Annotated in this window: 26 protein-coding genes; 11 read left to right on the forward strand and 15 right to left on the reverse strand. The window is 70.0% G+C overall.

What is annotated here, in order from left to right:
• The first annotated feature begins 24 nt into the window (after positions 1 to 24).
• The 3 genes from O9255_RS01370 to O9255_RS01380 are packed head-to-tail and all read left to right on the forward strand — an operon-like array spanning position 25 to position 1,795.
• Complete coding sequence (locus O9255_RS01370; protein WP_297865031.1) at positions 25 to 582, forward strand: hypothetical protein; 558 nt, start codon at positions 25 to 27, stop codon at positions 580 to 582.
• Complete coding sequence (locus O9255_RS01375; RefSeq protein WP_297865032.1) at positions 579 to 1,211, forward strand: hypothetical protein; 633 nt, start codon at positions 579 to 581, stop codon at positions 1,209 to 1,211. Before O9255_RS01370 ends, O9255_RS01375 begins: the two co-directional genes overlap by 4 nt.
• The gene (locus O9255_RS01380) at positions 1,208 to 1,795 is read left to right on the forward strand and encodes a TetR/AcrR family transcriptional regulator (RefSeq protein ID WP_297865033.1); all 588 of its coding nucleotides are present in this window, start codon (positions 1,208 to 1,210) and stop codon (positions 1,793 to 1,795) included. Before O9255_RS01375 ends, O9255_RS01380 begins: the two co-directional genes overlap by 4 nt.
• Before the next feature lie 223 nt (positions 1,796 to 2,018).
• On the opposite strand, the gene O9255_RS01385 is transcribed toward O9255_RS01380, so the two are convergent.
• Positions 2,019 to 2,297: a hypothetical protein gene (locus tag O9255_RS01385; RefSeq protein ID WP_297865034.1), complete on the reverse strand. Its 279-nt coding sequence runs from the start codon at positions 2,295 to 2,297 to the stop codon at positions 2,019 to 2,021.
• Between the two features lie 60 nt (positions 2,298 to 2,357).
• Here O9255_RS01385 and O9255_RS01390 point away from each other — a divergent pair, with 60 nt between their 5' ends.
• Positions 2,358 to 3,137 (forward strand): SDR family oxidoreductase, encoded by a 780-nt coding sequence (locus O9255_RS01390; protein ID WP_297865035.1) that lies wholly within the window; start codon positions 2,358 to 2,360, stop codon positions 3,135 to 3,137.
• Positions 3,138 to 3,146: 9 nt separating this feature from the next.
• On the opposite strand, the gene O9255_RS01395 is transcribed toward O9255_RS01390, so the two are convergent.
• From O9255_RS01395 to O9255_RS01430, 8 genes are all read right to left on the reverse strand, one after another.
• Positions 3,147 to 3,842 carry a DUF4124 domain-containing protein gene (locus O9255_RS01395; RefSeq protein WP_297865036.1) on the reverse strand — a complete coding sequence of 232 codons (696 nt, stop codon included), beginning with the start codon at positions 3,840 to 3,842 and terminating at the stop codon, positions 3,147 to 3,149.
• Between the two features lies 1 nt (position 3,843).
• Positions 3,844 to 5,592: a hypothetical protein gene (locus O9255_RS01400; protein ID WP_297865037.1), complete on the reverse strand. Its 1,749-nt coding sequence runs from the start codon at positions 5,590 to 5,592 to the stop codon at positions 3,844 to 3,846.
• Between the two features lie 131 nt (positions 5,593 to 5,723).
• Entirely contained in the window at positions 5,724 to 8,279 is a 2,556-nt protein-coding gene (locus O9255_RS01405; RefSeq protein WP_297865038.1) for a DNA topoisomerase I, read from the reverse strand.
• 115 nt (positions 8,280 to 8,394) lie between these two features.
• Positions 8,395 to 9,687, reverse strand: a complete 1,293-nt coding sequence (locus O9255_RS01410) for an RDD family protein (protein ID WP_297865039.1) — start codon at positions 9,685 to 9,687, stop codon at positions 8,395 to 8,397.
• The gene (locus tag O9255_RS01415; protein WP_297865040.1) at positions 9,687 to 10,730 is read right to left on the reverse strand and encodes an RDD family protein; all 1,044 of its coding nucleotides are present in this window, start codon (positions 10,728 to 10,730) and stop codon (positions 9,687 to 9,689) included. The genes O9255_RS01410 and O9255_RS01415 overlap by 1 nt, the downstream gene beginning before the upstream one ends.
• Positions 10,731 to 10,852: 122 nt before the next feature.
• Positions 10,853 to 11,326: a DUF494 family protein gene (locus tag O9255_RS01420; protein WP_297865041.1), complete on the reverse strand. Its 474-nt coding sequence runs from the start codon at positions 11,324 to 11,326 to the stop codon at positions 10,853 to 10,855.
• Positions 11,327 to 11,332: 6 nt separating this feature from the next.
• On the reverse strand, positions 11,333 to 12,529 hold the full coding sequence (gene dprA, locus O9255_RS01425; RefSeq protein WP_297865042.1) for a DNA-processing protein DprA: 1,197 nt from the start codon (positions 12,527 to 12,529) through the stop codon (positions 11,333 to 11,335).
• Between the two features lie 61 nt (positions 12,530 to 12,590).
• The gene (locus tag O9255_RS01430) at positions 12,591 to 13,712 is read right to left on the reverse strand and encodes a LysM peptidoglycan-binding domain-containing protein (protein ID WP_297865043.1); all 1,122 of its coding nucleotides are present in this window, start codon (positions 13,710 to 13,712) and stop codon (positions 12,591 to 12,593) included.
• 153 nt (positions 13,713 to 13,865) lie between these two features.
• On the opposite strand from O9255_RS01430, the gene def reads away from it, so the two are divergent.
• Genes def through rsmB form a run of 3 tightly spaced genes read left to right on the forward strand, consistent with a single transcriptional unit; the run spans position 13,866 to position 16,638 of the window.
• On the forward strand, positions 13,866 to 14,369 hold the full coding sequence (gene def, locus O9255_RS01435; protein WP_297865044.1) for a peptide deformylase: 504 nt from the start codon (positions 13,866 to 13,868) through the stop codon (positions 14,367 to 14,369).
• 5 nt (positions 14,370 to 14,374) lie between these two features.
• Complete coding sequence (fmt, locus tag O9255_RS01440) at positions 14,375 to 15,316, forward strand: methionyl-tRNA formyltransferase (RefSeq protein WP_297865164.1); 942 nt, start codon at positions 14,375 to 14,377, stop codon at positions 15,314 to 15,316.
• Positions 15,313 to 16,638 (forward strand): 16S rRNA (cytosine(967)-C(5))-methyltransferase RsmB, encoded by a 1,326-nt coding sequence (gene rsmB / locus O9255_RS01445; RefSeq protein ID WP_297865045.1) that lies wholly within the window; start codon positions 15,313 to 15,315, stop codon positions 16,636 to 16,638. Before fmt ends, rsmB begins: the two co-directional genes overlap by 4 nt.
• Before the next feature lie 4 nt (positions 16,639 to 16,642).
• Here rsmB and O9255_RS01450 read toward each other — a convergent pair whose 3' ends face one another.
• Genes O9255_RS01450 through O9255_RS01460 form a run of 3 tightly spaced genes read right to left on the reverse strand, consistent with a single transcriptional unit; the run spans position 16,643 to position 18,932 of the window.
• Positions 16,643 to 17,962: a HAMP domain-containing sensor histidine kinase gene (locus tag O9255_RS01450; protein ID WP_297865046.1), complete on the reverse strand. Its 1,320-nt coding sequence runs from the start codon at positions 17,960 to 17,962 to the stop codon at positions 16,643 to 16,645.
• The gene (locus O9255_RS01455) at positions 17,959 to 18,621 is read right to left on the reverse strand and encodes a response regulator transcription factor (protein WP_297865047.1); all 663 of its coding nucleotides are present in this window, start codon (positions 18,619 to 18,621) and stop codon (positions 17,959 to 17,961) included. Before O9255_RS01455 ends, O9255_RS01450 begins: the two co-directional genes overlap by 4 nt.
• Complete coding sequence (locus tag O9255_RS01460; protein WP_297865048.1) at positions 18,621 to 18,932, reverse strand: PepSY domain-containing protein; 312 nt, start codon at positions 18,930 to 18,932, stop codon at positions 18,621 to 18,623. Before O9255_RS01460 ends, O9255_RS01455 begins: the two co-directional genes overlap by 1 nt.
• A gap of 116 nt (positions 18,933 to 19,048) precedes the next feature.
• Here O9255_RS01460 and O9255_RS01465 point away from each other — a divergent pair, with 116 nt between their 5' ends.
• Entirely contained in the window at positions 19,049 to 19,492 is a 444-nt protein-coding gene (locus O9255_RS01465) for a PepSY domain-containing protein (RefSeq protein ID WP_297865049.1), read from the forward strand.
• Positions 19,493 to 19,529: 37 nt separating this feature from the next.
• On the opposite strand, the gene O9255_RS01470 is transcribed toward O9255_RS01465, so the two are convergent.
• On the reverse strand, positions 19,530 to 20,306 hold the full coding sequence (locus tag O9255_RS01470) for a glycosyltransferase family 2 protein (protein ID WP_297865050.1): 777 nt from the start codon (positions 20,304 to 20,306) through the stop codon (positions 19,530 to 19,532).
• 53 nt (positions 20,307 to 20,359) lie between these two features.
• Between O9255_RS01470 and O9255_RS01475 the strand changes: the two genes are divergently transcribed.
• The 3 genes from O9255_RS01475 to O9255_RS01485 are packed head-to-tail and all read left to right on the forward strand — an operon-like array spanning position 20,360 to position 24,373.
• The gene (locus tag O9255_RS01475) at positions 20,360 to 21,493 is read left to right on the forward strand and encodes a glycosyltransferase (RefSeq protein ID WP_297865051.1); all 1,134 of its coding nucleotides are present in this window, start codon (positions 20,360 to 20,362) and stop codon (positions 21,491 to 21,493) included.
• Positions 21,494 to 21,524: 31 nt separating this feature from the next.
• Positions 21,525 to 22,904 (forward strand): Trk system potassium transporter TrkA, encoded by a 1,380-nt coding sequence (trkA, locus tag O9255_RS01480; protein WP_297865052.1) that lies wholly within the window; start codon positions 21,525 to 21,527, stop codon positions 22,902 to 22,904.
• Positions 22,895 to 24,373, forward strand: a complete 1,479-nt coding sequence (locus tag O9255_RS01485) for a potassium transporter TrkG (protein ID WP_297865053.1) — start codon at positions 22,895 to 22,897, stop codon at positions 24,371 to 24,373. The genes trkA and O9255_RS01485 overlap by 10 nt, the downstream gene beginning before the upstream one ends.
• On the opposite strand, the gene O9255_RS01490 is transcribed toward O9255_RS01485, so the two are convergent.
• The gene (locus O9255_RS01490; RefSeq protein ID WP_297865054.1) at positions 24,330 to 25,925 is read right to left on the reverse strand and encodes a PH domain-containing protein; all 1,596 of its coding nucleotides are present in this window, start codon (positions 25,923 to 25,925) and stop codon (positions 24,330 to 24,332) included. The two genes, O9255_RS01485 and O9255_RS01490, sit on opposite strands and share 44 nt — an antisense overlap.
• Complete coding sequence (locus O9255_RS01495; RefSeq protein WP_297865055.1) at positions 25,909 to 26,439, reverse strand: PH domain-containing protein; 531 nt, start codon at positions 26,437 to 26,439, stop codon at positions 25,909 to 25,911. Before O9255_RS01495 ends, O9255_RS01490 begins: the two co-directional genes overlap by 17 nt.
• Positions 26,440 to 26,441 lie beyond the last annotated feature (2 nt).

Here is a 26,441-nt window from a genome sequence, read left to right on the forward strand (position 1 = left end):
TCCGCCCGGTATTTTGGAGGCTTGATGAAGCGCTTGGCGATTCCTTCGGCCTTCCACGAAGTTCTGGGTGAAACGCAGGAACTGTCGGCCTTGGCGGGTCTAGGGCTCACGGTGCTGTTCCTCGGGGGAGCAATCGGCTGGGCGGCCTTGCCCAGCTTGTCTGCCGTGGAGGGCTGGCGCGCGGCCCTGGCGCTTCTGCTGATCCTCGACATCATTGCCGGGTGCGCGGCCAACTTCACCCGGGGGACGAACGACTTCTACGCCGCCCGTCCCGTGCACAGAATCGGGTTCATTGCTGTCCATGTTCACCTGCCTGTCGTCCTCGCCCTGACGGGCCTCCCTTTGGTGCCTGGGTTGTTGGTCTGGGCATGGACGATCGCGGGCGCCTTCGTGATCAACGCCCTGGACGGGAGATCGAGCCAAGTGCCTGTCGCCGGAGTGCTGTTGGTTGTAGGCCTCGGGGCCGCCCCCCTCGTTGGTCCATGGGAGCCCTGGGCGCTTGCGGTGGCCCAGCTGTTTCTGGTCAAGGTGCTTTACGCCTTCGCCGTGAACCACTATCCGACCCATCGGAGTCAGGGATGACGGCGGTGTTTCGCCTTCTGGGCTCAGAGGAGGTGCCTGAGGCCGTCAGGCTTCTGGCAAGCGCCTTCGCCGCCGATCCTTCCATGGCTCACTTTCTGGGGCCGCGACCGGCGGCGGACCCATCGCGCTGGGATCAACAGCTCGGGGCCTTACTGACCTTGGTGCTGCAGTCGGCACTGCGGGGCGGCGATGAGGTGGTCGGCTTGTATCTGGGCTCGCGGCTCGCCGCCGTGGCGATTACCGAGGACCGGCGCCCGGGCCTTGGAAGGGCCTTGCGACGGGGCTGGGCGGAGGTGGCCAGTCTGGCCACCGTGGGCCGAGCGCTGCCCTGGGCGGTCCTTTCTCGGGTGGAGGCATACCGCAGGGCGGTGCGGCAGGCCCACCGCAGTGCACTGGCGTTCTACCTGGTGATGCTCGGGGTTGACTCGGAATTCCAGCGCCAGGGCCTCGGTCGACAGCTGTTCTCGTTCCTGGTGTCCCGTCATTCCGGTGTCTGGGGTCTCGATACAGAAAATCCGGCCAACGTGGACGTCTACCGTCGGTGGGGCCTGACCCATGACGGGTCCCTCAGGCTGGGCACGCTTGAGGTTTTCCTGATGACCCTTGAGGAGAAGGAGGCGGCGCAATGAAAACCAGCCGGGAGGAACTGCTCTTGGTGGCCTTTCGACTCTTCCTGACGAAGGGGTACGAAGGCACGACCATGACCGACCTCGCCTCCGCCAGCGGCTTGTCCAAAGGGGCCTTCCACCATCACTTTTCCCGCAAGCCCGACCTCTTCGAGGCCTGCGTGGACCACTTTTTCACCGGCTTCCTGCCCTCCGGAGAACCCACCGAGGCCCCGGACGCGGCCACACTGGTGCGCACCTTGGCCGCTGGCTATGCGGAGCACTTGGCCGGACTCCTCGACCAAGGCATCGATCTCGCCAGCTACTTGCGGTTCCTGTTGTCGCTCTTTCCGGACCGCGCGGAATGGGTTCGGGACCGCCAGCAAGCCGTCGAGGCCGAGATGGCACGGCTTTACCGCTCCGACGTGGCCGACGGACGGGTCCTTCGACCCCGATCACCCGAGGCCTTCGCCCGCCAGGTCACCGCCACCCTCGAGGGCCAAGGCCTCCTCTGGGCTTGGGCCGAGCAACCGACGGCGGAGCGGATTCGAGACTCGTTCGCCCAGTGCGCGGAGGGCCTGGTCGACGGGATGAGCCTCCGTGGCTGAGCGAAACGGACGTTTCGAGCGAAGCCCCAGCATCCTTTCCAGCAAGGCACAGGGCAGGGAATCCGTTGGGGTGCGCCTTCGGATCGGGCATCAGTCCCGGCGGTTGCCAGAAACCGCTGGGTCGCTGCGTCGCGTCATGCGATTTACCGGCCCCGGGGTCGACGAGCCTGCTCGCTGGATCCGTTCGTGGACGACGTCCGCGAGCCGCAGGCGGCCGCGACGGTCAGCCGCCCTCGGGCGGCGCGGTTTCGCCGCTCTCCGCCGCGTCGATGGCCTCGCGCTGCGCATCGGCGGCCTGCATCAGTGTGTCTTCGACGGCGCGCGCCTTGTCCTGCGGCGCCTGGATCGCATCGCGCAGCTCGGTGGCGTCGCCGGCCACCACCTGCGGCGTGGGCTCGTCTTCCGGCACCGGCGTGGGTTCCACGGGCGTGGGCTCGGGGCTGCAGGCGGCGAGGGCGAGTACGGCGAGCAGCGGGAGGGCGGGGAAGCGATTCGCGGGCATGGCCGGACTCCGGTGGGCGTGCGGCTATCCTACGGCGCCCGCCTTTCCATGGAGTCCGTGATGCCGAATGCCACTCGATGGCGCCTCGACGGCCAGGTCGCCCTGGTCACCGGCGCGAGTGCCGGAATCGGCCGCGCCACCGTCGCCGAACTGCTGGGCCTCGGTGCCACCGTGCTGGCCTGCGCACGCGACATCGACACCCTCGAGGCCGCCGCTGCCGAGTGGCGCGAGGACCATCCCGAGGGCGAGGTGCACGTGCTGGCCTGCGATGTCGCCGAGGCGGCGGGGCGCGAGCGCCTGTTCGACTGGATCGACGGGCTGGGCCTCGGGCTTTCGATCCTGGTCAACAACGTCGGCACCAACCAGCGTCGCGCGACCATGGATTACGACGAGGCCGAATGGCGCGCCATCTTCGAAACCAATCTGTTCGCCACCTTCGAGCTCTGCCGCAGCGCCTATCCGCTGCTGCGCGAACACGCGAACTCGGCCATCGTGAATGTCGGCTCGGTGTCCGGCGCCACGCACGTGCGCACCGGCTCGCCCTACGGCATGAGCAAGGCGGCGATGCACCAGCTCACGCGCAACCTCGCGGTGGAGTGGGCGCCCGAGGGCGTACGCGTGAACGCGGTACTGCCCTGGTACATCCGCACGCGGCGCACCTCCACGGTGCTGGCCGACGCCGACTACCTCGAGGAGGTGCTCGATCGCACGCCGATGTCGCGCATCGGCGAGCCGGAGGAGGTGGCCGCGGCCATCGCCTTCCTGTGCCTGCCGGCGTCGGGCTACATCACCGCGCAATGCCTCGCGGTGGATGGCGGGTTCCTCAACTACGGGTTCTGAAGCGCGCCGCTAGTCGCGGCAGTCGTTCTCGACGACGGCCTTGGCGCGATCGCGCTCGCGACGGCGCTGATCCTGCGTGTCGCTGAAGGCATGGCGAAGCGCCGACTCCGCGTTCGCCAGCCGTTCTTCCCACGCCGCGCAGGCGGCTTCGCCGCCCAGTTCCACGCAGGCATCCTCGACGGTGCGGCAGAGCGTCGCCGCCGAGGGTGGCGCACGGGACAGATCGACACCGAGCACGGACAGCGGCACGCAGCGCGGCTGCGGGTCGTAGGTGTCAGAGAGGCGCGACGTCCCGTTGAGGTCGGTGCAGCGCCACAGCGGCGGGGGCAGCACGCTCCGACGCGGCGGCGGGGCTTCGCCCGTCGTGATCCCCGGCGGAGGCGAGCCCGCGCTTCCGCCCGCAGGCTCGCCGTTGGCCTCCGAGGCCGGCAGCGAGGAAGCCGAAGGCGCCGTTGGCGGTGCGAACGGGGCGATCTCGCGCAATTCCTGCCGCTGGCCGCGCGGGCAAGGGTCGTCCTGCAGCGCGACGGCGCCATCGGCCGCGGTGCAGCGGTAGATCACCCCGGCCGTCGGTGCCGAAGCCGTCGCCGCGGGCGTCGTCCCCGGTGAGGCGTTCAGGCCGAAGGCGGGCAGCGCAAGCGCGGCCGCCATGACGGCGCGGAATTGCGCGCCGCTGCGATGCCCGCGCCAGCGCGCCGGGCCCACGTCAGAGCTTCGAGAGCGTCACCGTGCGGGTCACGGTGCCGTCGCTGAAGGTCAACGTCGCCGCCGTGGCCGAGGTGAAGGTCATCGTGCCGGTGCCGACCGTGGTGTAGCTCACCGCGTTCGGGTTGAAGCTCGACGACCAAGCCGGGCCGGTGGCGCGATCGAGGTTCGCCGTCACCTGGTCGGGGCCCGTCCAGGCGCCCTGGAAGCGGTACCACGCCGGACGGCCTTGGCTGTCGTAGACGAAGAACAGCGCGAACATCTGGCCGGGGAAATTGAAGACCGTCAGGCCCCAGCCCGACTCCGCAGGCACGAACCAGGCGCCGGTGTAGTCGCGCGTCGGGCCTGGGGTCGTGCTGTTGCCCAACCACTGCTGCAGCGACGGGTAGACCTGGTCGAATCGCGAGTAGTAGTCGACGTTGCCGTTGCCTTCCGACTGCCCGGTGTTCGCGCACGAGGCGCCGCCGCCGTATAGCCCGCCGCGGAGCTGGTAGTCAGACCCGCTGAGCGTGAAGAGACCGGAGCCTGAGCTGCCACCTTCGGTCGTGCCCTCGGCCCAAGTCGAACGCGCAGCACTCGTCACGATCTGCGGATCCCCCTGGAACTGGACGTTGGACGAGAAACCGCTGTGCGTGCCACGGCTGTACTTCTTGTTGTCGCCGGCCGGGTGGTGGATGGCGATGACCGCGCTCGGCGCCGTCAACGTGGCGGCGTTCCAGCCCGCGAAGAACGCGCCGGCCGGCGGCGTGCTCCGCAAGCGCAGCAGCAGCGCGTCGGACGACAGCGTCGCGAACAGCAGGTCCGCGCCGCCCGTGACCTGCGTGTTGCTGCCCGAGCTGCTGACGTTGCACGTCGGCGTCTCGTAGTTCCAGAACGTGGTGAGGGTGCTCGCCACCGTCTGTGTCGTCATGCAGTGCGCCGCGGAATAAAAGTACGGCACCTGCGTGGACGGCGTGTTGTCGTTCAGCAGGGTGCCCGTGCAGGTGAAGCTTCCCCCGTCCTGGAACACCATGCGGGCGACGGCGTTCTTCGCGTTGACGAACGACTGGCCGAGGCTGCCCGTGCGGCAGGCGACGTCGATGTTGCAGGCGCCCGAGTTGCCCAACGCCTTGGCCAGGTTGAGCGGCCGCAGCGGCGAGGTGACGAGGTGCGACACGCGGGTAGCCAGCGGAGCGAAGGTCGACGCGCCCGCCGGCACGAACAGTTCGAGGCGCTGGGTGTCGCCGTCGGTCACCGGCGACCAGTAAAGGCCCGCGCCATCGACACCCGCGCGCAGGGCGGCGGCGTCGACGAACTCGACGATCCCGCCCGACGCGCTGGCGACCCGCAGTTCGGCTCCGTCCGGCACCTGGCGCAGGTCGAGGGCGACGCGGAGCGCGGCGGCCTGCGGCGAAGTCACGTCGAAGCGCAGCACCCGGCCACCGCTCACCGACGTCCATTCAAGGGCTGCGGGTAGCAGGGCCGAGGCCTCGTCAGCGACGTCCCGCTCAATGCCGATCTGCAGGCGCTTGGCGCCGTTGGCGACGTTGTACCGCTGCATGGCAGCCACGCGCTCGGCGTCGAGCGACTGGAAGCGCAGCGTGGCCTGCGGCGCCAGGGTGGCGGCCTTGAAGGCATGCGCGACGTCGCGCTTGGCGTTTTCGAGCTTCAGCGGTTCGCCGCGGACGCTCTGGGCGGAAGTGGTCGGCGCCGCCAGGACAGCGAGGCTGGCGAGGACAGCGGCGGCAAGGATCTGGGGACGAAGCGACATCGGAAAGCTCCTGATGAACGGCCGTCCGGTGGCCGAGGGGGAGCCTGATGCTACTCCCGGGGCACCGCGCGCTGCACGCCGACGGTCGCCCCGTTCAGCCGCCGTGGATCCGTCTGAACGGGCCCTCCGGCTCAGGCTTTCGCGGTCGCCTTCTTCACCGCCTTCTTCACCGCCTTCTTCGCGGGCGCCTTTTTGGCCGCCGCTTTGGTCGCCGATTTCTTCGCTGGTGCCGTCTTCGCTGCTGCCTTCTTCACGGCGGCTTTCTTCGCCGTCGCTTTCTTCGCCGCCGGCGCGGCCTTCACGGCCTCGCCCTCCGGCTTCGCGGCCTTGGCGGCCTTCTTCGCTGGCGCCTTCTTCGCCGCGGCCTTCTTAGCGGCCGCCTTCTTGGCGAAACGGCCCTTGGCTTCCGGCGCGGCCTCGAGGATGGCCTTGCACTCCTCGAGCGTCAGCGAGGCGGGCTCGCGATCCTTCGGGATCTTGCCGTTCTTCGCGCCGTCGGTGATGTACGGGCCATAGCGGCCGTTGAGCACCTCGATGCCGGCGTCGTCCCACTTCTTGATGATGCGGTTGGCGATGGCGAGCTCGCGCGCGTCGATGAGCGCCACGGCCTGCTCGAAGGTGATCGTGTACGGATCGTCCTCCTTGCCCAGCGAGGCATAGGTGGGCCCACGCTTGGCGAACGGCCCGAAGCGGCCCACGGCCACGGTCACCGTCTCGCCGTTCGACACACCCAGCGTGCGCGGCAGGTCGAAGAGCTTGATCGCCTCCTCGAGCGTGATCGTGTGCATGCTCTGGCCGCCGCGCAGGGAGGCGAACTTCGGCTTGTCCTCGTCCTCGGCGGTGCCGATCTGCGCGAACGGCCCGTAGCGGCCGAGGCGAACGGACACCGGCTTGCCGCTCGCCGGGTCGACGCCCAGCACGCGCGAGCCCGAGGCCTCGCTGCGCTCGACGCTCTCGCCCTTCTCTTCCACCGTCTTCGAGAACGGCTTCCAGAACTTCTCGAGCAGCGGCACCCACTCGGCCTCGCCGCGCGAGACCTCGTCGAGCTCGTCCTCGAGCTTGGCGGTGAAGTCGTAGTCGACGTACTGCGTGAAGTGCGCGGAGAGGAACTTCGCCACCGCGCGGCCCACGTCGGTCGGTCGGAAGCGGCGCGCGTCGAGGTAGACGTACTCGCGGTTGAGGAGGGTCTGGATGATGCTGGCGTAGGTCGAGGGACGGCCGATGCCGTGTTCCTCGAGCGCCTTCACCAGCGAAGCTTCCGAGAAGCGCGGCGGCGGCTCGGTGAAGTGCTGCGTGGTGGTGACATCGGCCAGCGGGACGCGGTCGCCCGGCTTCATGTCGGGCAGCTTGCGGCCTTCCTCGTCGTCCTCTTCGCCCTTGGAGTCCTTGCCTTCTTCGTAGACGGCGAGGAAGCCCGGATCGACGACGGTCGTGCCGCTGACGCGGAAGCCGTGCTGGCTGCCGGCGGCGAGGTCGACCGAGACGGTGTTCAGCGTGGCCGGCACCATCTGCGAGGCCAGCGTGCGCTTCCACACCAGCTCGTAAAGACGGCGCTCGTCGTCGGCGAGGTACTTCGCGACAGACGCCGGCGTGCGCAGCGCCGAGGTCGGGCGCACGGCCTCGTGGGCCTCCTGCGCGTTCTTCGACTTCGACTGGTAGAGCACCGGCTTGTCGGGCAGGGCCTGGGTGCCGAAATCGCGGGCGATGACGTCGCGGATCTCGGCCACGGCGTCCACCGACAGGCTGACGCCGTCGGTACGCATGTAGGTGATCAGACCGACCGTACCTTCGTCGCCGAGGGCCACGCCCTCGTAGAGCTTCTGCGCGACGCGCATGGTGCGGCTGGTGGAGAAGCCGAGCTTGCGCGCGGCTTCCTGCTGCAGCGTCGAGGTGATGAAGGGCGGCGCCGGGCGGCGCTTTCGCTGCTTGCTCTCGACATCGGTGACGACCAGCAGGCCCTGCGCATCCTTGGCGATGCGCGCGCGCGCGGCTTCCGCCGTCTTGCCGTCGGTGATCGTGAACTGTTCGACCTTGCCGCCGTCGAGCTTGGTGAGCTTGGCGGTGAAGGGCTGCTTCGGGTGCGTGGCCTCGGCGGCGATCGACCAGTACTCGCGCGCCTTGAAGGCTTCGATCTCTTCCTCGCGCTCGACGATCATCCGCAGCGCGGGCGACTGCACGCGGCCGGCGGACAGGCCGCGCTGCACCTTGCGCCACAGCAGCGGCGAGAGGTTGAAGCCGACGAGGTAGTCCAGCGCGCGGCGCGCCTGCTGGGCGTTCACCAGTTCGTCGCTGACCTTGCGCGGGTGCTCCACCGCTTCCTTGATCGCCTTCGGCGTGATCTCGGTGAACACCACGCGGTGCAGCGTCTTGTCCTTCAGCAGCTTGCGCTCCTTCAGGATCTCGGCGATGTGCCAGCTGATGGCCTCTCCTTCGCGGTCCGGGTCGGTCGCGAGGTAGATGGAGGTGGCGTCCTTGGCGGCCTTGGTGATCGCGTCGACGTGCTTCTCGTTCTTGTCGATCAGCTCGTAGCGCATGGCGAAGCCGCGCTCGGGATCGACCGCGCCCTCCTTGGGCACGAGGTCGCGGACGTGGCCGTAGCTGGCCAGCACCTGGAAGTCCTTGCCCAGGTACTTGTTGATGGTTTTCGCCTTGGCGGGCGATTCGACGATGAGGAGGTTCTTGGCCATGTCCGGTTTACCGTGAGGGCCGCGCGCGGAAGGCCGCGCGAAGGGGCGAAAGCCCGCCAAGGGGCGGGCTTTCCTTTTTTCATTAGGGCCACCGGTGCGGCGGCGGTGTCAAGTTTCAGCCCCGGCAGGCCGCCGGCAGGAGCTTGTCGTCCATGCTGCCGCCGCAGTCCCAGCCGCCTTCGCCGTCGTGGGAGAACCACAGGTATTCGCCATCGAAAGGGCCGGCTTGGGCGCCGCCCAGAGTGAAGCGGAGGCTGCATTGGCCGGCGTCGATCTCGCCGAGATCGGTCGACTCGACGAGAGGGCTGGACGCTTCGACGAGCCCGGCTTCCTCGAGGCTGGCCGGGCAACGGTCGGTCGCCAGCACGAACTCGTCGATGGCGAGGGTCATGCTGCGGCCCTGCGCCACCACTTCGGCGACCTTCGCGCGCTGGGTGTAGTCCTGGTAGGCCGGCAGCGAGATCGCCGCGAGGATGCCCACGAAGAACACCAGGCCCAACAACAGCCCGCCGACCAGGATGGCGATGCCGCAGCCGCCGAGGCCACGCTGTTGCCGCTCGGGGTTCGCGGTGTAGGCCCACTGGTCGACCACGCGGGTGCTCGCCACCATGTCATGCAGGGCCAGCTTGCGGTCGGTGAAGGCGGCCATCAGGAAGCCGATGTAGAAGGTCAGGTAGGACAGCGCCGCGGCGAACCAGCGCCCGGTGGAACGCGCCAGCGTGATGCGGCGGCCGTCCTGGTCGACCACCTTGATGCCCAGCACGCGCTTGCCCGGCGTGGCCTGCCAGGTCGAGCCCGTGAACACGATGTGGTACGCGCCCTGCATCAGGATCGGCAGCACGTAGAAGCCGATCACGAAGACCCAGAGCAGCGGGCCTTCGGGGAGGCCGCCGCTCGCGCTCGACTCGAACATCGTGACGATGCCGCCGATGCCGAAGCCCAGCACGATCAGCAACAGGAAGATGACCGCGTACATCGCGATGCCGAGAATGAAGCTGTCGACGATGAACGCGGCGAATCGACGCAGGAACCCCGCGTCGACGATGTCTTCGCCATCGATCGTTCCGGTGGCCGAGGCATCGCGCGAGCTCGCCGCGTAGGCTTGCGCCATGGCGGCCTCGGCGGCAGGCGCCCTCGGCGTTTCGGTGGTGATCACGCTCGCCGCGGGGGCTGTCGGAGGTTCCGGCATCAGGGGCGCTGCCGACGGCGTCGGCGCCTCGGCGGCGAGGGCGATTCCGAGCTCCCCGGCCACCGACTCGAGCGGCTGCCACTGCGGCATGCCGTTCTGCCAGACCAGGCTGCGGCGCTGCAGTTCGCCGGCTTCGAAGCGGCGGCGGATCTCGTCGGCCGCCATCGGGCCCAGCCGCTCGCGCGCGGCGTTGACGCAGTACCAGGTGGGCGAGGACATCAGTTCCAACCTCCGGAGCCAAGGGCGGCGATGAAGAACACCGTCGCACCGATGATGCCGAGGATCATCAGGCCCCAGAGCACCAGCACGGCGATGGCGCAGCCGCCGAGCTCTTCGGTCTGGCGTTCGGGGGAGTCGGTGAAGGCCCACCGGTCGACCACCACCGTGTCGCAGATGAGGTCGTGCAGTGCCTGGCGTTTCTCGGTGAACAGCGGCAACAGGTACGACAGGCCGAGGGTGAAGATGTTCAGCCAGTTGGCGAAATAGCGGCCGACGCTGCGGGCGAAGCTGATCCGCTCCCCGTCCGGCCGCGCGACCTTGATGCCGACGAGCTGCTTGCCGGGCGAGGCCTGCTGTTCCGAGGTGTAGAAGTAGCCGAAGTAGGCGATGCCGATGGCGACGCCGATAAGTTGGCTCGCCAACTGCAGCAAGGCGGACCCCGCGCCCGTGCTATCGCCGAGTGCGCCGAGGCTGATGCCGGCGACGAGCGCGATCGGCGTCTGCACGACCACGGCGATGATGCTGACGATGAAGCCGTCGATGATGCTGGCTGCAACGCGCTTCAAGAAGCTGGCATAGAGCACGTGGCCGTCAGCGGCGAAGGCGGTCCGCGCCTGCGGATCCGCACCGACCTGCGCCGCGTAGGCCTGCTGCACGGCCGCATCGGGATAGGCGCTCGCGGGCGCGACTCGCTTCGGTTCCGAGAGCGGCGAGGCGGCGCCGACATCGGCGAGGCGCGGTTCGGAGCGCAGCACGCGGGTCGCCTCGGTGTCCGCGGCCTGGGCCGGGCTGTCCATGCGGGGCGCGGGGGCTGGCGCGGGCGGCGGGGAAGGCGGTGCGGGCGACGGAGCCGTCGCGGCGAGCACGATGCCGAGCTCCCCGGCCATTGCTTCAAGCGGCTGCCATTGCGGCATGCCCTGGCGCCAGACGAGGGTTCGGGCCTCCACCGAACCGGCGGCGGCCAATTCGCGGATCGTCGCCGCGGGCACCGGCCCTTGGCGCTGCCGATCGGCGTTCACGTAGTACCACGGGGCGGTTTCCATGCCCGGACTCCAAGACTTCAGGGGGATGGCCGCGCGAGGCGGCGTCCCGGGAAGGATGCCCGTGAACGGCAGGCCAAGGGAAGCCGAGCCGGCGCCGCCGGCGCGAGGAATGGCGCCGCCGGTCAGTGCGTCGGCGCGGGTTCGTCGCCGAACATCAGGTTCTCCATCCACGCGTAGGCCGCCTCGGCCCCCGGCTGGTTGAAGAGCACCATCAGCACCACCCACTTCAGGTCGTCGAGATCGATGTCGTCCTGGTCGAGCGCCATCGCGCGATCCACCGCCAGTTCGCGCTGCTCGGCATTCAGTACACCCGACTGCTCGAGGAACATCAGGAAGCCGACGCCTTCGGCGTCGAGCTTGGCGTACTCGGGGGCGGTGTAGAGGCGCACCGGCCCGTCGAAGCGGGTGCTGGCGACGGCCGGGCGCTGCTCGGCCAGTTCATCCAGCCATTCGAAGGCTTTGTGGATCTCGGCGGGGCTGAAGCCCGCTTCGAGCAGGCCGTTCTGGAGCGAGTCGCGGTCGCGGACGAGGTCGGCGTCGTCGCTGAAGTAGTGTTCGAAGAGATAGAGCAGTACGTCGAGGATCGATTCTTTCATCACACCCTAGCGCCTGCGCTGCAAACCAGCGCGTGTGTGAGGGGCGGAGCCGCGGGGGATGTACACCCCGTGCTGCTGCGTGAGACGACCATCCAACTCCATGACCAGCAGGATGGGGGCGAGGGTGGCCGTCGTCAATCCCGCGCGTTGGAGCAGTTCATCGAAGCCCGCGCCGTCCGGGCCGAGCGCCTGCCACACCCGTTCGTCGTCGACGCTGGCGAAGGGCAGGGATGCCGTCGTCGCCGAAGAGGATGGGCGTGGCCCGCGTAGCACCGAGCGCAGGCGGCCGATGGCTGCGCCGGTGCCGGTGGCCAGCGCCTCGATCACCTGGGCCGGATCGTCGGCGAGGGTGGCGCCGTCGCGGATCAGCCGGTGGCAGCCGCGCGCCTTCAGGTTCTCGGGCGCGCCGGGCAGGGCGAACACCTCGCGGCCGGTCTCCGCCGCGAGCCGGGCGGTGATCAGCGCGCCGGAGCGCTGCGCGGCTTCGACCACGACGGTGGCGAGCGACAGCCCGGCGATGATCCGGTTCCGGCTGGGGAAGTGCTCGGGCCGCGCGTCGGCCCCAGGCGGGTGCTCGGTGACGACGGCGCCGTGCCGGGCCACGTCGGACTGCAGCCGACGGTGCGCGGCAGGGAAGCAGCGGTCCGGGCCGGTGGCGATGACGGCAATCGTTCCGGGTTCGTCCAGCGTCGCGGCATGCGCCGCGGCATCCACGCCGGCGGCCAGCCCGCTGGTGACGACATAACCGGCGTCGGCGAAGGCGCGGGCCCAGCGCGCCGCGCGCTCCCGGCCTGCGGGCGTCGGCGCCCGGCTCCCCACCACGGCGACCTGCGGCCACCACAGTCGCTCGGCCGCGCCGTGCACGAACAGCGCGGTCGGCGGATTCGCGATCTCGCGCAGAAGGCTCGGGTAATCGGCGTCGAACCAGCCCAGGATCGTGTGCGTCGGGTCGGCTTCGAGCCAGGCCCTTATCCCGAGCACGTAGGCGTCAGCCTCCGGGCCGAAGGCGGCTTCGCGGGCCCCGATCGGCGCACCCGCCGCCAGCCAGTCGGCCACGGGCGCGGCCAGCAGACGTTCCGGGGTCCATCCGGCGTCGTCCGCCCCTTCGGGCGCGCGGGGTTCGCTGCGGAGCAGCGCCTCGCGCAGCCAGCCGGCATTGCCGGCGGCGTGGTGGAGGCGAAGGAAGGCATCGACGGTGTCCATGCCCGGAACGATGAAGGCGCCCGGAGGCGCCTTCAGTCGGAAAACCCTGCGATGCCGGGTCTTACTGCACCGCGTCGGGCGCCTTCAGCTTGTCGCCAACCTGCGTGTGACGAACTCCCTCCATCACCATGGCGTAGCTCACGCGGTCGAAGGTGCGGAACACCATCACGCGACCGTTGAACTCGTCGGGCAGCTGCACCTTGTCGCGGGCTGCGGCGATGCGGTTGGCGTTCATGACGTCGTCCGGCACGGCCTGGCCCGGGCGCCAGGTCGAGAACACCGTGCCGTTCTTGACGCCGTCAGCGCTGCCGACGGACAGCGCGATCACCGAATTCGGGCCGGCCGACAGGCCGGCGTCGGCGATGCCGATCACCGCGGCATGGTCGGGGATCGAGGTCGGCGCCTGCGGCAGGAAGCCGTCGTCGTAGGGTTGGGCTTCAGCCGGCACGGCGCGGTCGCCCGGGCGGACGTCGGCGGTGCCGTCGACCAGCAGGGCCAGCGCCACCTCGCCCTGGACCTGGGTGATGCGCGCGAGGCTCTGGCGGGTCATCTCGTAGCCGAGGCTCTCGCCGCGCGCCAGATCACGCCCCCAGGCGCTGCGGACGTCGCGGTAGGTCTCGTCGCCGCGGAAATCCAGCTCGGTCGGGATCGTGTTGGTGATGCGGCGCGAGGCCGGCAGGCGGAAGTGGTGCGTCGGGCGCACCAGCATGATCGTGTCGCCCACCGACGCGCCCTCGAGGCCGCGCACGTAGGCGATCTGACCGTCACCGCCGCGCAGGTGGCCCTCTTCGATGCTGACGACGTGCGGCAGGTCTTCGAACTCCGCCACGACCGATGCCTGGCGCAGGAAGGCCTCGATGTCGGTCAGCGGGACGGTGGTGATGGCCGGCTCCGAACGCGGCCCGGCCTGCGTCGTCTGCACGACGGCACGGCCGTCGAGGTAGGCGAGGCTGATGATGTCGCCCGGGTAGATCCGGTGCGGGTTCTCGATCTGCGGATTCGCCTGCCAGATCTCCGGCCACAGCCAGGGCTTCGACAGGAAGCGGCCGGCGATGTCCCACAGCGTGTCGCCGCGTTGCACCGTATAAGTGGTCGGATGCCCTTCGCGCATCTCGACGGCAGCGGCGTAGGACGCCACCGTCAGCAGCGCGGCTGCGGTGACTGCACAAAGCCGTTTAAACATGGCCGCTATCCCCCTGATTTTCCGAAAGGTTAACACTTGTCACTATAGACCAGATCGTCCACGGCATTGCAATCGGCCAGCGCCGGTTGGGGTGCGGCCGCTAAACTGTGCGACCAGCGGGCCCGGCCCGCGCCCCTTGCCGAACCCCTCGCCATGGCCCTGCTGCCGATCCTCCGATTCCCCGATCCCCGCCTCCGTACCGTCGCCAAGCCGGTCGAGCACGTCGACGACGCCCTGCGGGCGCTGATCGACGACATGTTCCAGACCATGTACGACGAGCCGGGCATCGGCCTCGCCGCCACCCAGGTCGACCAGCACATCCGCCTGATCGTCATGGACGTGTCTGACGACAAGTCGAACAAGAAGGTGCTGATCAACCCGGAGATCGTCGCTTCCAGCGGCGTGCAGAACTGCAAGGAAGGCTGTCTCTCGGTGCCGACGGTGTTCGCTGAGGTGAAGCGCGCGGAGACCGTGACGGTCCGCGCCCTCGACCGCGACGGCCAGACCTACGAGTTCACCTGCAGCGGCCTCGAGGCCGTCTGCGTGCAGCATGAGATGGACCACCTCGACGGCAAGGTCTTCGTCGACTACCTGACGCCTCTGAAGCGCGAGATGGCGATGAAGAAGCTCGCCAAACTGGCCAAGGCCGAGGGCTGATGGCCCTGCGGATCGTCTTCGCGGGCACGCCGGAGTTCAGCGTGCCCTGCCTCGACGCCGCCGCCGCCCGCGGCGAAGTCGTGGGGGTGTACACCCAGCCCGACCGCCCTGCCGGCCGCGGCCGCGCACTGGCCGAATCCCCGGTGAAGCAGCGGGCGACGCAGCTGGGCATCGACGTCTTCCAGCCCGCGACCTTGCGTGACGCCGAGGCGCAGGCGCAGCTGCGCGAATTGAAGCCCGACCTCCTGGTGGTGGTGGCTTACGGATTGATCCTGCCGCAAGCCGTGCTCGACATCCCGACCCACGGCTGCTGGAACGTGCATGCCTCGTTGCTGCCGCGCTGGCGCGGCGCGGCGCCCATCCAGCGAGCCATCGAGGCCGGCGACGAACTCACCGGCGTCGACCTGATGCGCATGGAGAAGGGCCTCGACACCGGCCCGCTGATGCTCCGGCTCACCACGCCGATCACCGACACCGACACTGGCGGCACACTGCATGACCGCCTTTCGGCGCTCGGCGCGGAAGTGCTGGGCGACGGCCTGAAGCTGCTGCGCGCCGGCATGGTGCCGGTGGCAACGCCGCAGCCCGCCGAGGGGGCCACCTACGCCCACAAGCTCGACAAGGCCGAGGCGAAGCTCGATTGGGCGCTGCCGGCCGCTGTGCTGGCTCGCAAGGTTCGGGCCTTCTATCCGTGGCCGATCGCCGAATGCGAACTCGCCGGCGAGCGCCTGCGCGTGCATGGCGCGGTGCCGATTTCCGACGCCGCCGCACGGGCGCTGGGCGCCGGCCGGCACGCGCCCGGCACGCTCATGGCGGGGACCCGCGAAGGCCTCACCGTCGCCTGCGGCGACGGCGCACTGCGCCTCACCCACGTGCAGCGCGAAGGCGGCAAGCCGCAGCCGGTGGCGGATTTTCTCAATGCGCGGCCGCAGCTGAAGACCGCATGAGCACCTTGGGCCCCGGCGCCGCACTGCGCGCCGAGGCGGCGCGTGTGCTCGTCGCCGTGCTGGACGACGGCCGCTCGCTGAAGGCGGTGCTCTCGGCGGCCCTGCCGAAGATCGCCGACCCGCGCGACCGCGGTCTGCTCGAGGCCATCGTCTTCGCGGCGCTTCGCCACGAGCGGCGCTACACGTTCGTGCTCTCGCGCTGGCTCACCCGGCCGCTGCCGGTGGGCACGGCGAAGGATCGCGCGGTGGCGCGCCTGTTGCTGGTCGGACTCGCCCAACTCGATGCGCTCGGCATGGCGCCCCATGCGGCCGTGGGCGCGACGGTCGATGCGGTCAAGCAGCTCGGTCGCGAAGGCCTGGCCGGCCTGTTCAACGCCGTGCTGCGCAAGGCCACGCGCGAGCCGTGGGCGGTCCCGGATTCGCGCGCGGTCCGGACGAGCCACCCCGATTGGATGGTGCGGCGCTTCGAGGCCGATTGGCCGGAGCGCGTCGATGCCTTGCTGGAGGCGAACAACACCGAGGCGCCGCTGTGGCTGCGCGCCAACGCGCCGCGTGTTGGCCGCGAGGCCCTCGCCGCACGTTGGTCCGAGGCAGGCATCGCCAGCGAATCCGGCCCGGCGCGCGACGGCCTGCGGGTCCTCGAGCGCGCGAACCCGACGCAGCTCCCGGGATTCGATGACGGTGCCTTCCATGTGCAAGACCTTGCCGCGCAATTGGCGGTCGAGGCTCTTGGCCCGCTACAGGGCCAGCGGGTGCTTGATGCGTGTGCCGCACCCGGAGGCAAGACGCTGGGGCTGATGTCGGCGGTCGGCGACGGTGGCGAGGTGCTGGCGCTCGACGTCGATGCGAAGCGGCTGGAGCGTGTGCGTTCGCTCGTGCAGGCCGTGAGCCCTTCCCGCGCGCGCTTCGAGGCGCGCGCCGCCGATGCGGCCGAGGTCGGGTCGTGGCACGACGGCCGGGCGTTCGACGCGATCCTGCTCGACGCGCCCTGTTCCGCCACCGGCATCCTGCGCCGTCAACCCGACATCAAAGCGCACCGGCGCGAGGACGACATCGCCGTGTTGGCGGCGACGCAAGCGCGCCTGCTCGAAGCGCTTTGGCCGCTGCTCACCCCCGGCGGCGTGCTGCTCTACGCCACCTGTTCGGTGTTGCGCGAGGAGAACGACCAGCAGGTCGCGGCGTTCCTCGCGCGCCATCCGGACGCCCGGCTCGAGCCGCTTGATGCACGCTTCGGCTACGACACCGGCCACGGCACGCAGCGCTTCCCCGGGGAGGATGGCGGTGACGGCTTCTTTTACGCCCGGCTCGTCCGCGCGGGTTGAGCCTTCAGGCGTTGCGCCACGCCGGTAGCCGCAGCCGCGCCTGCAGGCCACCGAGCGGGCTTCGGCCGAACTCCAGCGCGCCGCCGTAGCTTTCCGCGATGTCGCGGCTGATCGAGACCCCCAAGCCTGTGCCCGGGGTGCTCTCGTCGAACCGCAGGCCACGTTCGCCCAAGCGGGCGAGCGCGGCGTCGTCGAGGCCCGCACCATCGTCGTCGAGCGTGATGCGGACCTCCGTGCCTTCGAAGCGCAGGTCGACGCGGACCGTGTGCCGAGCCGCCCGCAGCGCGTTGTCCAGCAGATTGCCGAGGATTTCCTGCAGGTCGCTGGCCTCGCAGGCCACCGGGGGCATGGCCGGCGATGACGCCACGTCGATGGCCTTCGCCGGATGCAAGCGCGCGAGCAGGACGACGAGCCCGTCCAGCGCCTCGCTGGCCTCGCAGCGCGCCTTGCGCCGCCGCGCGTCGGCCGAGGCGCGGGCGAGGTGGCGGTCGACGATCTCGTCGATCCGCGCCAAGGCCTCGCGCTGCGTGGTGTCGCCCGGTGGCACGAGGGTGCGCAGCAGGGCCAAGGGCGTTTTCAGCGCGTGCGCGAGGTCGCCGGCGCGCTTGCGTCCACTCTCGGCCAGACGCCGGTTCTGTTCGATCACCGGGTTGAGTTCCTCGACCACGGCATCCAGCTCGCGGACCGGCAAGCGTTCAAGGGCCTCGCGTCGGCCGGCGGCGAGTTCGGCGACCTGCTCGCTGAAGCGGCGCAGCGGGGCCAAGCCGAGGCGAAGCTGCAGGCCGATGGTGGCGAGCGCGAGCAGGGCGAGGCCGGCGGCGGCCAGCCAAGACAGCTGCACGAAGTCGGCGACTTCCGCGTCGATGTCGTCACGGGGTCCGGTGAGCAGGACCGTGATCGGTGCGCGTTGCCCTGGCAGCTCGATGCGTCGCACGACGGCGCGCAAAGGGGCGGCCCCGTCGGGGGCGAGGTCCATGTGGCGGGCCTGGCCGTCGGCACGGGCGCGTGGCATCGGTAGTTCGCGATCCCACAGCGAGCGAGAGCGCAGTCGCACCCCCGTGTCGTCGGCGACCTGCCAATGCCAGCCGGAGCCGATGCTGTCGAAGGCCGCTTGGCCGATGGGGCGACCCACCACGACGCGGCCGTCGGGCGTCGCCTCGAGGCCGCCGATGAAAGCGGCCAGCGTGCGATCGAGCCGCGCATCGAACGCACGGCGAACGGTGTCCTTGAAGGCCCACTGCAGCAGCAGCAAACCGACCACGACAAGGGCGACGAGCGGGAGGCCCGCTGCCCACCAGAGCCGGCGCTGCAGGCTGGCGCTCATGCCTCCGCGAGCCGGAAGCCGAGCCCGCGATCCGTGTGCAGCAGCTTGTGCGGGGCGAGCTTCTTGCGGATGCGCCCGATCTGCACATCGATGACGTTGGAGTCGAGGTCGAAGTCGCGATCGTAGAGGTGTTCGGCGAGTTCGTTGCGCGGCACCGTGCGCCCGGCATGGTGCGCGAGGAAGGCGAGCAGGCGGTACTCGCCCGCCGTGAGCACGAGGCCGCGCCCGTCCACGCGGAACCGGTTGGCCAGGGTGTCGAGTTCCAGTGGGCCGACCCTGATCACGGACGACGCGTGGCCGCTGGCGCGGCGGATCAGCGCCTTCAGGCGCAGCACCACCTCGTCGATCTCGAAGGGCTTGGTCAGGTAGTCGTCGGCGCCGGCGCCGAAGCCAGCCAGCTTGTCGTTCCACCGGTTGCGTGCGGTCAACACGAGGACGGGGAAGTTGCGTCCCGCTTCGCGCCAAGCCTGCAGCACGGAGATGCCGTCGCGCCGCGGCAGGCCGAGGTCCAGCACGGCGGCGTCGAACGGCTCCTCGGTGCCAAGCCACAGCGCTTCATCGCCATCGGCGCAGGCGTCCACGACCCAGCCCTCGGCGACCAGCGCTCCTCGGACGGCCTCGCGCAGCGGCGCGTCGTCTTCAACCAGCAGCAGGCGCATCAGTCGTCCTCGAGGATGGCGGCGCTGAGGGCATCGACCTCGAGCTCGCGGACTCGACCGTCAGTGCCGAGGAATTCCAGTTCGTACACCCAACGACCATCCTCGCGGTCGAACTCCGCTTCGATCAGACGCTCACCCTCGCGCAGCGGCAGGCGCGCGAGGATCTGGTCGAGCGGCAGGGCCTCGCCGCGCAGCACGGCGGCGCGGGCACGCTCGTGGTCCGCGTCGTCATCGTCGGCGTGGACCGGTGACGGGAGCGGGAGCAGCGCCAGCAGCGCGAGCAGGACGACGGTGGGCAGGGTGCGGAGCATGGCGCCATGGTGCCCGGCGCGATTAAACGGTGGATGAAAAAACGCCTCAGAGCCGATTTCAGGGGGCGCTGCGAATCTGGCGCCGTTCCACCCCCAAACCCCAACGGAGAACCCCCATGAAGAACCTGACCCTCGCCGCCACCCTCGCCCTGTCTCTTGCGGTCGCCGTGCCCGTCGTCCACGCCCAGGCTGGTGCGCCGATCGGCCTCGAGCAGGCCACCCGCATCGCCCAGCAGGCCGGCTACGGCGCCGTGCGCGGCGCCGAGCTCGACGAAGGCGTGTGGGAAGTGCTCGCCAGCGGCGCCGATGGCGCCCGCGTTACCGTCCACATCGACGCCGCGAGCGGCGAGATCCTGTCGCCGGCCCAGCCGGGCCAGCGTCAGCTCAGCATCGACGACGTGATGAAGCGCCTCGCCGCGGCTGGCTACACCGAGGTCAAGGAACTGGAGCGCGACGACGGCTTCTGGGTCGCCGAGGTTCGCACTTCGATGGGGTTCGAGCGCGACGTGCGTGTGCACCCGATCACCGGGGCCGTCAACGCCGAGCGTTGGAACGACTGATCGTCGCGTGTCGTGTCGCCCGGATAACCCGGTGGCCTCAAGCGAAAGGCAGCGGGCCCCCGAGGGCCCGCAGCCTTTCGTATTTCAGGGCTGCATAGCGCGCGTGCAAGGCGTGGAAGCGCCACGCACCGGGGCCATCGAGCAGGCCGCCGCGCAGCAGCAGGTTCTTGAGCAAGTAGGCGAAGGCCGCCGCCGGGCCGCGCAGCGCCGCTGCGCGCTTGCCGCGCGCGGCGCGTTCCTTGGCCCAGAGCCCTGCGTAGCGCTGCAGCTTCGCCCAATACTCGGCTTCCGAACGCGCGGTGTCGTGCTCCATGCGAATGTCCGACACCCGCAGGCGCAGGCCGTCGGTGATGAAGCGTTCGTGCACCGGGCTTTCCTCGTGGCGGCAGTGCGCGCGGAAAAGCCGGTGCACCGGCTCGTGGGCGAAGCTGCCGAAGCGCATCACCGTGCCGAGGAAGTGCGTTCGCCTTGGCAGCGTGAACACATCGGCCGTATCGGGAGCGCCCGAAGCGAACAGCGCGCGCAGCGCCGCCTGCGCGTCGGGCTCCAGCCACTCGTCGGCGTCGAGCAGCAACACCCAGGGCTGGGTGGCTTGTTCGATCGCGAGGTTCTTCTGCCGGCCGAAGCCGAGCCAGGGTTGGTCGACCACGCGGGCGCCGAGGCGGCGGGCGAGCTCGGGCGTCCCGTCGGTCGACTGCGAATCCACCACGGTCACGTCACGGCAGACGGCCAGCATCGAGCGCAGGCAGCGTTCGATGCGGTCGGCTTCGTTGAAGGTGATGACGACGCCGGACAGGGGCAGGGGATCGGCCATGCCGGTATTGTAGGCGTCGATTCCGTTACTGCCGACGCGTGTCGCGCTCACCGATGCCCTCTTCCGACGCGACTTCGAGCCCGCCGGCGCGCCCCCTGCGCGTCATGCACTTCGTCACCGGCGGGTTCTCTGGCGGCGCCACCCAGGTGGCGATTGCGCTGGTGAACGCGGCGCGCGCCGAACCCGGTTTCGAGCCCCTGCTGGTGCTGCGGAGAAAGCGCCGCACGCCGCCGGAGCGCCTTGCCGAGCTCAAAGCGAACGGCACCCCTTTCCGCATGGCGCCGGGCTGGTCGCACGCGGCCACGATCTGGGCGCTGGTGCGGCTGTGCCGCGAGTTCCGGCCCGACGTGCTGGTCTGCCACGGTTTCTCGGAACACCTCTGGGGGCGCTACGCCGGCCTGTTGGCGAAGGTGCCGCACCTCGTGCACGTCGAGCACAACACGCGTGAGCGCTACACCCGCTGGCGGCTGGCGCAGTCCCGCTGGTTGGCGAAGCGCACCGCGCGCATCGTCGGCTGTTCCGAGGGCGTGCGCGACGTGCTGCTGGCGCAGGGCATGCCCGCCGAGCGCACCGTCGCGATCCCCAACGGCATCCGCCTCGAACCCTTCGCCGCCGCCGATTCCGTGGACTTCGCCTCGCGCGTGCCGGGCATCGTCATGGTGGCGCGCTTCGCCAAGCAGAAGGACCACGCCACCCTGCTGCGCGCGGTGGCTTTGCTGCGCGAGCGCGGCCTCGCCCCGCCGGTGCAGTTCGCCGGTGGCGGCAAGTCCCTGCATCGCGCGCCGCTCGAGCGGCTGGCCAAGGACTTGGGCATCGCTTCGCAGGTGGCCTTCGTCGGCGTGGTGCGCGATGTGCCGGCGCGGCTGATGGCGCATCGCATCGCTTGTCTCTCCACCCATTACGAAGGCATGCCCCTCGCCCTCATCGAAGGCATGGCCGCCGGTTGCGTCGCCGTGGCCAGCGCGGTGCCGGGTGTGCGGGAGGTGCTGCGCGACGGCAAGGACGGCCGGCTGGTGCCCGAGGGCGACGCGGTCGCCCTCGCCGATGTGCTGGAGCGTTTGCTGCGCGAGCCGGACGAGGCGGCGCGGCTGGCCGCGGCTGGCCGGGCCCGCGCCGTCGCCGAGTTCAGCCGGGAACGCATGAACCGGGATTACGCGGCGCTCTGCCGCGCCCTCGTGGGCGTATGATCCGCCCGCAACGACGACGTGCGGGGAGCGCGTGAACATTCTGATCCTTGGGGCGGGCCAGGTGGGCACCTCCGTGGCGGCCGCGCTGGCCTCCGAGAACAACGACATCACGGTCGTCGACACCGACCACCAGCGTCTGCGCGATCTCGCCGAGCGGCTCGATATCCGGACCGTCGTCGGCCATGGCTCGCTGCCGTCGGTGCTGTCGCATGCCGGCGCGGAAGAGGCCGAGCTGCTGGTGGCCGTCACCTCGAGCGACGAGGTCAACCTGCTCGCCTGCCAGATCGCGCAGTCGCGCTTCCGCACGCCAACGCGGGTGGCGCGCCTCCGAGAATCGGAGTACCTCGACCTCGGCGTCCTGAAGGACCCTCGCACCTCGCCAGTGACGGCGGCCATCAGCCCCGAAACCCTGGTGGTCCGCCACATCGAGCGCCTTATCGGCTACCCCGGTGCGCTGCAGGTGCTCGATTTCGCCCAGGGCCGCGCCCAGCTCGTCGCCGTGCGCGCCATCGAAGGCGGCGCCCTGGTGGGGCACCAGTTGCGCGAACTGCGCAACCACCTGCCGGCCGGCGCCGACGCCCGCGTGGCGGCAATCTTCCGTCGTGGCAAGCCGGTGAAGCCGGAGGCCTCGACGGTCATCGAGATCGACGACGAGGTGTTCTTCCTCGCCGACCGCCGGCACATCCCGGCGGTGATGGCCGAACTGCGTCGCGTCGAGAAGAGGCCGACGCGCCGCGTGCTGATCGCTGGTGGCGGCAACATCGGCCGCAACCTCGCCAAGGTGCTGGAGAACCGCTACTCGGTGAAGGTGATGGAGCGATCGCGCGAACGCGCCCGTTCGATCGCCGAAGACCTGCTGAACTCCATCGTGCTGGTCGGCGACTGTGCCGACGAGGAGCTGCTGCGCGAGGAGAACATCGACCAGACCGACATCTACTGCGCGCTCACCAACGACGACGAGGCCAACATCCTCTCGGCCATGCTCGCCAAGCGCCTCGGTTGCCCGCGCGTGCTCGCGCTGATCAACCGCCCGGCCTACGCCGAGCTGGTCGAGGGCGGCAGCATCGACATCGCCGTGAGCCCGCAACAGGTGACGCTCGGCGCCCTGCTCGCGCACATCCGCGAGGGCGCGCCGGCGCAGGTGTACTCGTTGCGCCGTGGCGTGGCCGAGGCCGTCGAGGTCGTCGCCCGCGGCGATCGGCGCAGCTCCCAGGTGATCGGCCGCGGGCTGGAGGAGCTCGCGCTCCCGCCGTCCGCGACCATCGGCGGCATCGTACGCGGCGACCAGTTGCTGATCGCCCACCATGACGTGGTGGTTGAGCCGGAGGACCACCTGATCGTGTTCGTGATGGACAAGCGCGAGATGCCGCAGGTGACGGCGCTGTTCCAGGCCGGCGCGACGTGGCTCTGAGTCCGTACTCGCTGCTGTCGGAGCGCTCGCGCACGCTGCTGCGCATCTTCGGCGCGATCATCGGCCTCTCGGCGACGATCTCGCTGCCGCCGCTGTTTCTTGCCTGGTGGTGGAACGAGCCCAGCGCCACCGCCTTCCTCGAGAGCTTCCTGGTCGCGGGCATCGCCGGTTTCATCCTGTGGTTCCCGGTGCGCAACGCCCACTACGAGATGCGGCTGCGCGACGGCTTCCTCATCGTCTCCGGCGTGTGGATCATCGCCGTGCTGGTGACGGCATTGCCGTTCATGCTCACGGAGCCGAACCTCAGCTACACCGACGCGGTGTTCGAGGCGGCGTCCGGCCTGACGACCACGGGCGCCACCGTCATCGTCGGCATCGAACACCTGCCCAAGAGCGTGCTGTTCTACCGGGCGTCGCTCTGCTACTTCGGCGGCATGGGCATCGTGATCCTCGCGGTCGCGATCCTGCCGATGCTGCGCATCGGTGGCATGCAGCTGTTCCGCGCGGAGACCACCGGCCCGCAGAAGGACAGCAAGCTCACGCCGCGCATCGCCGACACGGCCAAGGCGCTGTGGCTGGTCTACACCGGCCTGGTGCTGCTGTGCACGCTGTCGTTCTGGGTTGGCGGCATGACCTTCTTCGATTCGATCACCCATGCGATGAGCACGGTGGCGACCGGCGGCTTCGGCAACTATGACGCCAGCTTCGGCTACTGGAACAGCCCGCTGCTGGACAGCATCGCCATCCTCTTCATGTTCCTTGGCGGCCTCAATTTCGGCCTGCACTGGTACGCGTGGCGGCGCGCCACGCTCGGGCACTACAAGGCCGATGCCGAGTTCGTCAGCTTCTTTTGGATCTGCGTGGTGATCAGCGTCATGGTGGCCTTGGCCGTATGGCTGGGGGGGCGCTTCGAAAGCCCGGTGGAGGCCTTGCGCCATGCCACCTTCCAAGTGGTGTCGAACATCACGACCACGGGCTTCGTCACCACGGGATTCGTCGATTGGCCCGGCCTCGCGCCGCTGGCGTTGATGATGGTCGGCTTCATCGGTGGCTGCGCCGGTTCCACCTCCGGCGGCATGAAGGTGGCGCGCGTGCAGATGGTGGTGCGCCAGGGCTATCGCGAGCTGAAGCAGCTCGTGCACCCGAAGGGCCAGTTCCTGGTGAAGGTGGGCGGCAAGCGCGTCTCCGAGAGCGTGGTCATCTCGGTGGCGGGCTTCTGCACGCTCTACATCCTCAGCTTCCTGGTGATGACGCTGGCGCTGACGGCCGACGGGGTCGACATCGTCACCGCGTTCTCGGCGATCGCCGCCTGCATGAACAACATGGGGCCGGGCCTCGGTGCGGTGGCCTCCCACTTCCGCGACATGAGCGATTTCGCCGTGTGGGTGTGCAGCTTCGCGATGGTGCTCGGCCGCCTCGAGGTGTTCACGCTGCTGGTGCTGCTGACGCCCCAGTTCTGGCGGGATTGATTCCCGCGTCGCGCGGCATCGCCGCGCGCAGCGCCTCGGCCAGCAACCGCGCCTCGACGGCCGGCAGGTAAGGGACGCGCAGCGACGGCACGAGCGGGGAGGTGCCCAGCGTGTCGACAAGGACGCTGGCCATGCCGTGGCGGCGGTCGAAAGGGCTTTCGTGCAGGGAGACGCCGTGGACCTTGGCCGTCTCGACGAATCGCCATTGGCGGTCGAGCCACCCTTGGCGGAACGCGATGACGCCGTCCTCCAACGACCAGGCCGAGTAGCGCGCCCAAAGATGGGCGCGCAGCAGCATCACGGGCAGCGCGGCCAGCAGCCAGAGCGCCAGCGGGCCGTGCCATGCGACGAGCGGCACGGTGACGAGGACCAGCAGCAGGGCGGGTAGCGCGAACACCCGCCACCACGCCTGCGCATGCAGTGGACGCCAGAGCTGCGGCGGCCATGCGGCGCCCGGGAGCAGGGCCGCGAGGATCGCGTCCATGCTCGCGGGGGTTGCCACTGGCACGAGGTCGCGGACCGACTGCGCCTCGTTGGCGACGTCGCTCGAGGCGCGATCGACGCGCAGGCTCTGCCGCCGGAAGCGGCGATGCAGGAAGCTCTCGCTCAGCGAATAGGCCTGGATGCGGCGCTTGGGCAGGTGGGTGCGGACGCGATTGAGCAGCCCTCGCTCCACGCGGAGTTCGCGCGGCCCCGACCAGAGCTGGAAATCGTGGAACTGGATGATCGCCAGCCCGACCGACAGCAGGCGGACGGCCGCGAACAGCACGACGAGCATCAGGAGCGCACCCGTGGCCCAGGCCAGAGGCCCCGGCTGCCAGCCCTCCGCCAGCGCGACGCTGCGCTTCCCGGTCTCGAAGGCCGCGTTGCTCACCGCGTCCATCACGCCTTCGCCGGCCTGAGTGAGCACCCAGAACGCGCCGGCCACGACGAGCATCCCCCGGTTCGAGATCAGGCCAAGGCGCACCAGCTCCGCTGTCGGCAGGTGCAGCCATCGCGTTGCTTCCGTGTCCGGCGGGGGCGCCGCTCCGGCCTCCACGCCCGACGCCAAGAGGCCGGTGCCGCGCACCGTCGCCTCCAGCGTATGCGCCTCGGCCAGCGGCAGCACCTGCATTTGTGCTTCCGCCCGGCCGATGCCTCCGTGGCCGCCGGCGGCGGACTCGAGCCGGACCTCGGCCACGCGGGCGAGGCGGTGCAGCAGCGTCTGGTGCAGGGTGACGTTCTGCACGCGGTCGAAGGGGATCACCCGGAGGTTGCGTTCGAGCAGTCCGCTGCGGATCACCAGCGCACGCTCGGCGAAGCCGTAGCGGAAGGTGAAGTAGCGCCAGACCGAGACAAGCGCGAGCACGCCGGCGCCAGCGAGGCCCCAGAGCTCCCACGTGCTCTGCTCGCCCCGGCCCGAGACCAGCAGGACACCGATCGGCAGCGCGAAGCTCTTCAGTTGCTGCAGCAGGATGAAGAGCCAGGACAGCGGGTGAAGCCGGCCGGTGGCGACGGCCTGCAGGGCGCGCCGCGCCGCCGCGCCATCCGAGGCCTCACCCGGCGTGGCCATCGTCATGCTCCCTCAGGGCCGGGACAAGGGCGTCGCGAAGGCGCATGGCATCGTCCTCGGCGAAGCCCGCCTGCCGCAGTTCACCGTGATGGAAGCCCGCGGTGTGGATGACCAGCGTGGCCAGTCCGAAGCGACGCTCGATGGGGCCTCGCTCGATGTCGAGATGCTGCACGCGCGCCCGCGGCACCAGCATCTCGCGGCGCCACCAGCAGCCGCGCCGCAATCGGAACCCGTCCTCGTCGAGGCGCCAGCGCGTGTAACGGAAGGCCCATGACGACTGCCAGAGCGCCAAGCCCCCGGCGAGGACCGGCGGCACCAGCGCGACGCCCAGTGCGGTTGGCGAAGGCCCGTCGGTGAACACGAGGATCGCCGCGGCGATCGGTCCGAGCAGGCCCGGGATGCTCCAGCCGAAGGCATACCCCCAGCGGAAGGCGCGCCGCGCGTCGTCCGGCAGCGGACGCCATGGCGAGTCGCCGGGCCATCCATCCGGCCAAGGGGAGGAGGTGTCGGTCATCG

Origin of the sequence: Silanimonas sp., assembly GCF_027530345.1 — a bacterium.
Taxonomy (GTDB): Bacteria; Pseudomonadota; Gammaproteobacteria; order Xanthomonadales; family Xanthomonadaceae; genus Silanimonas.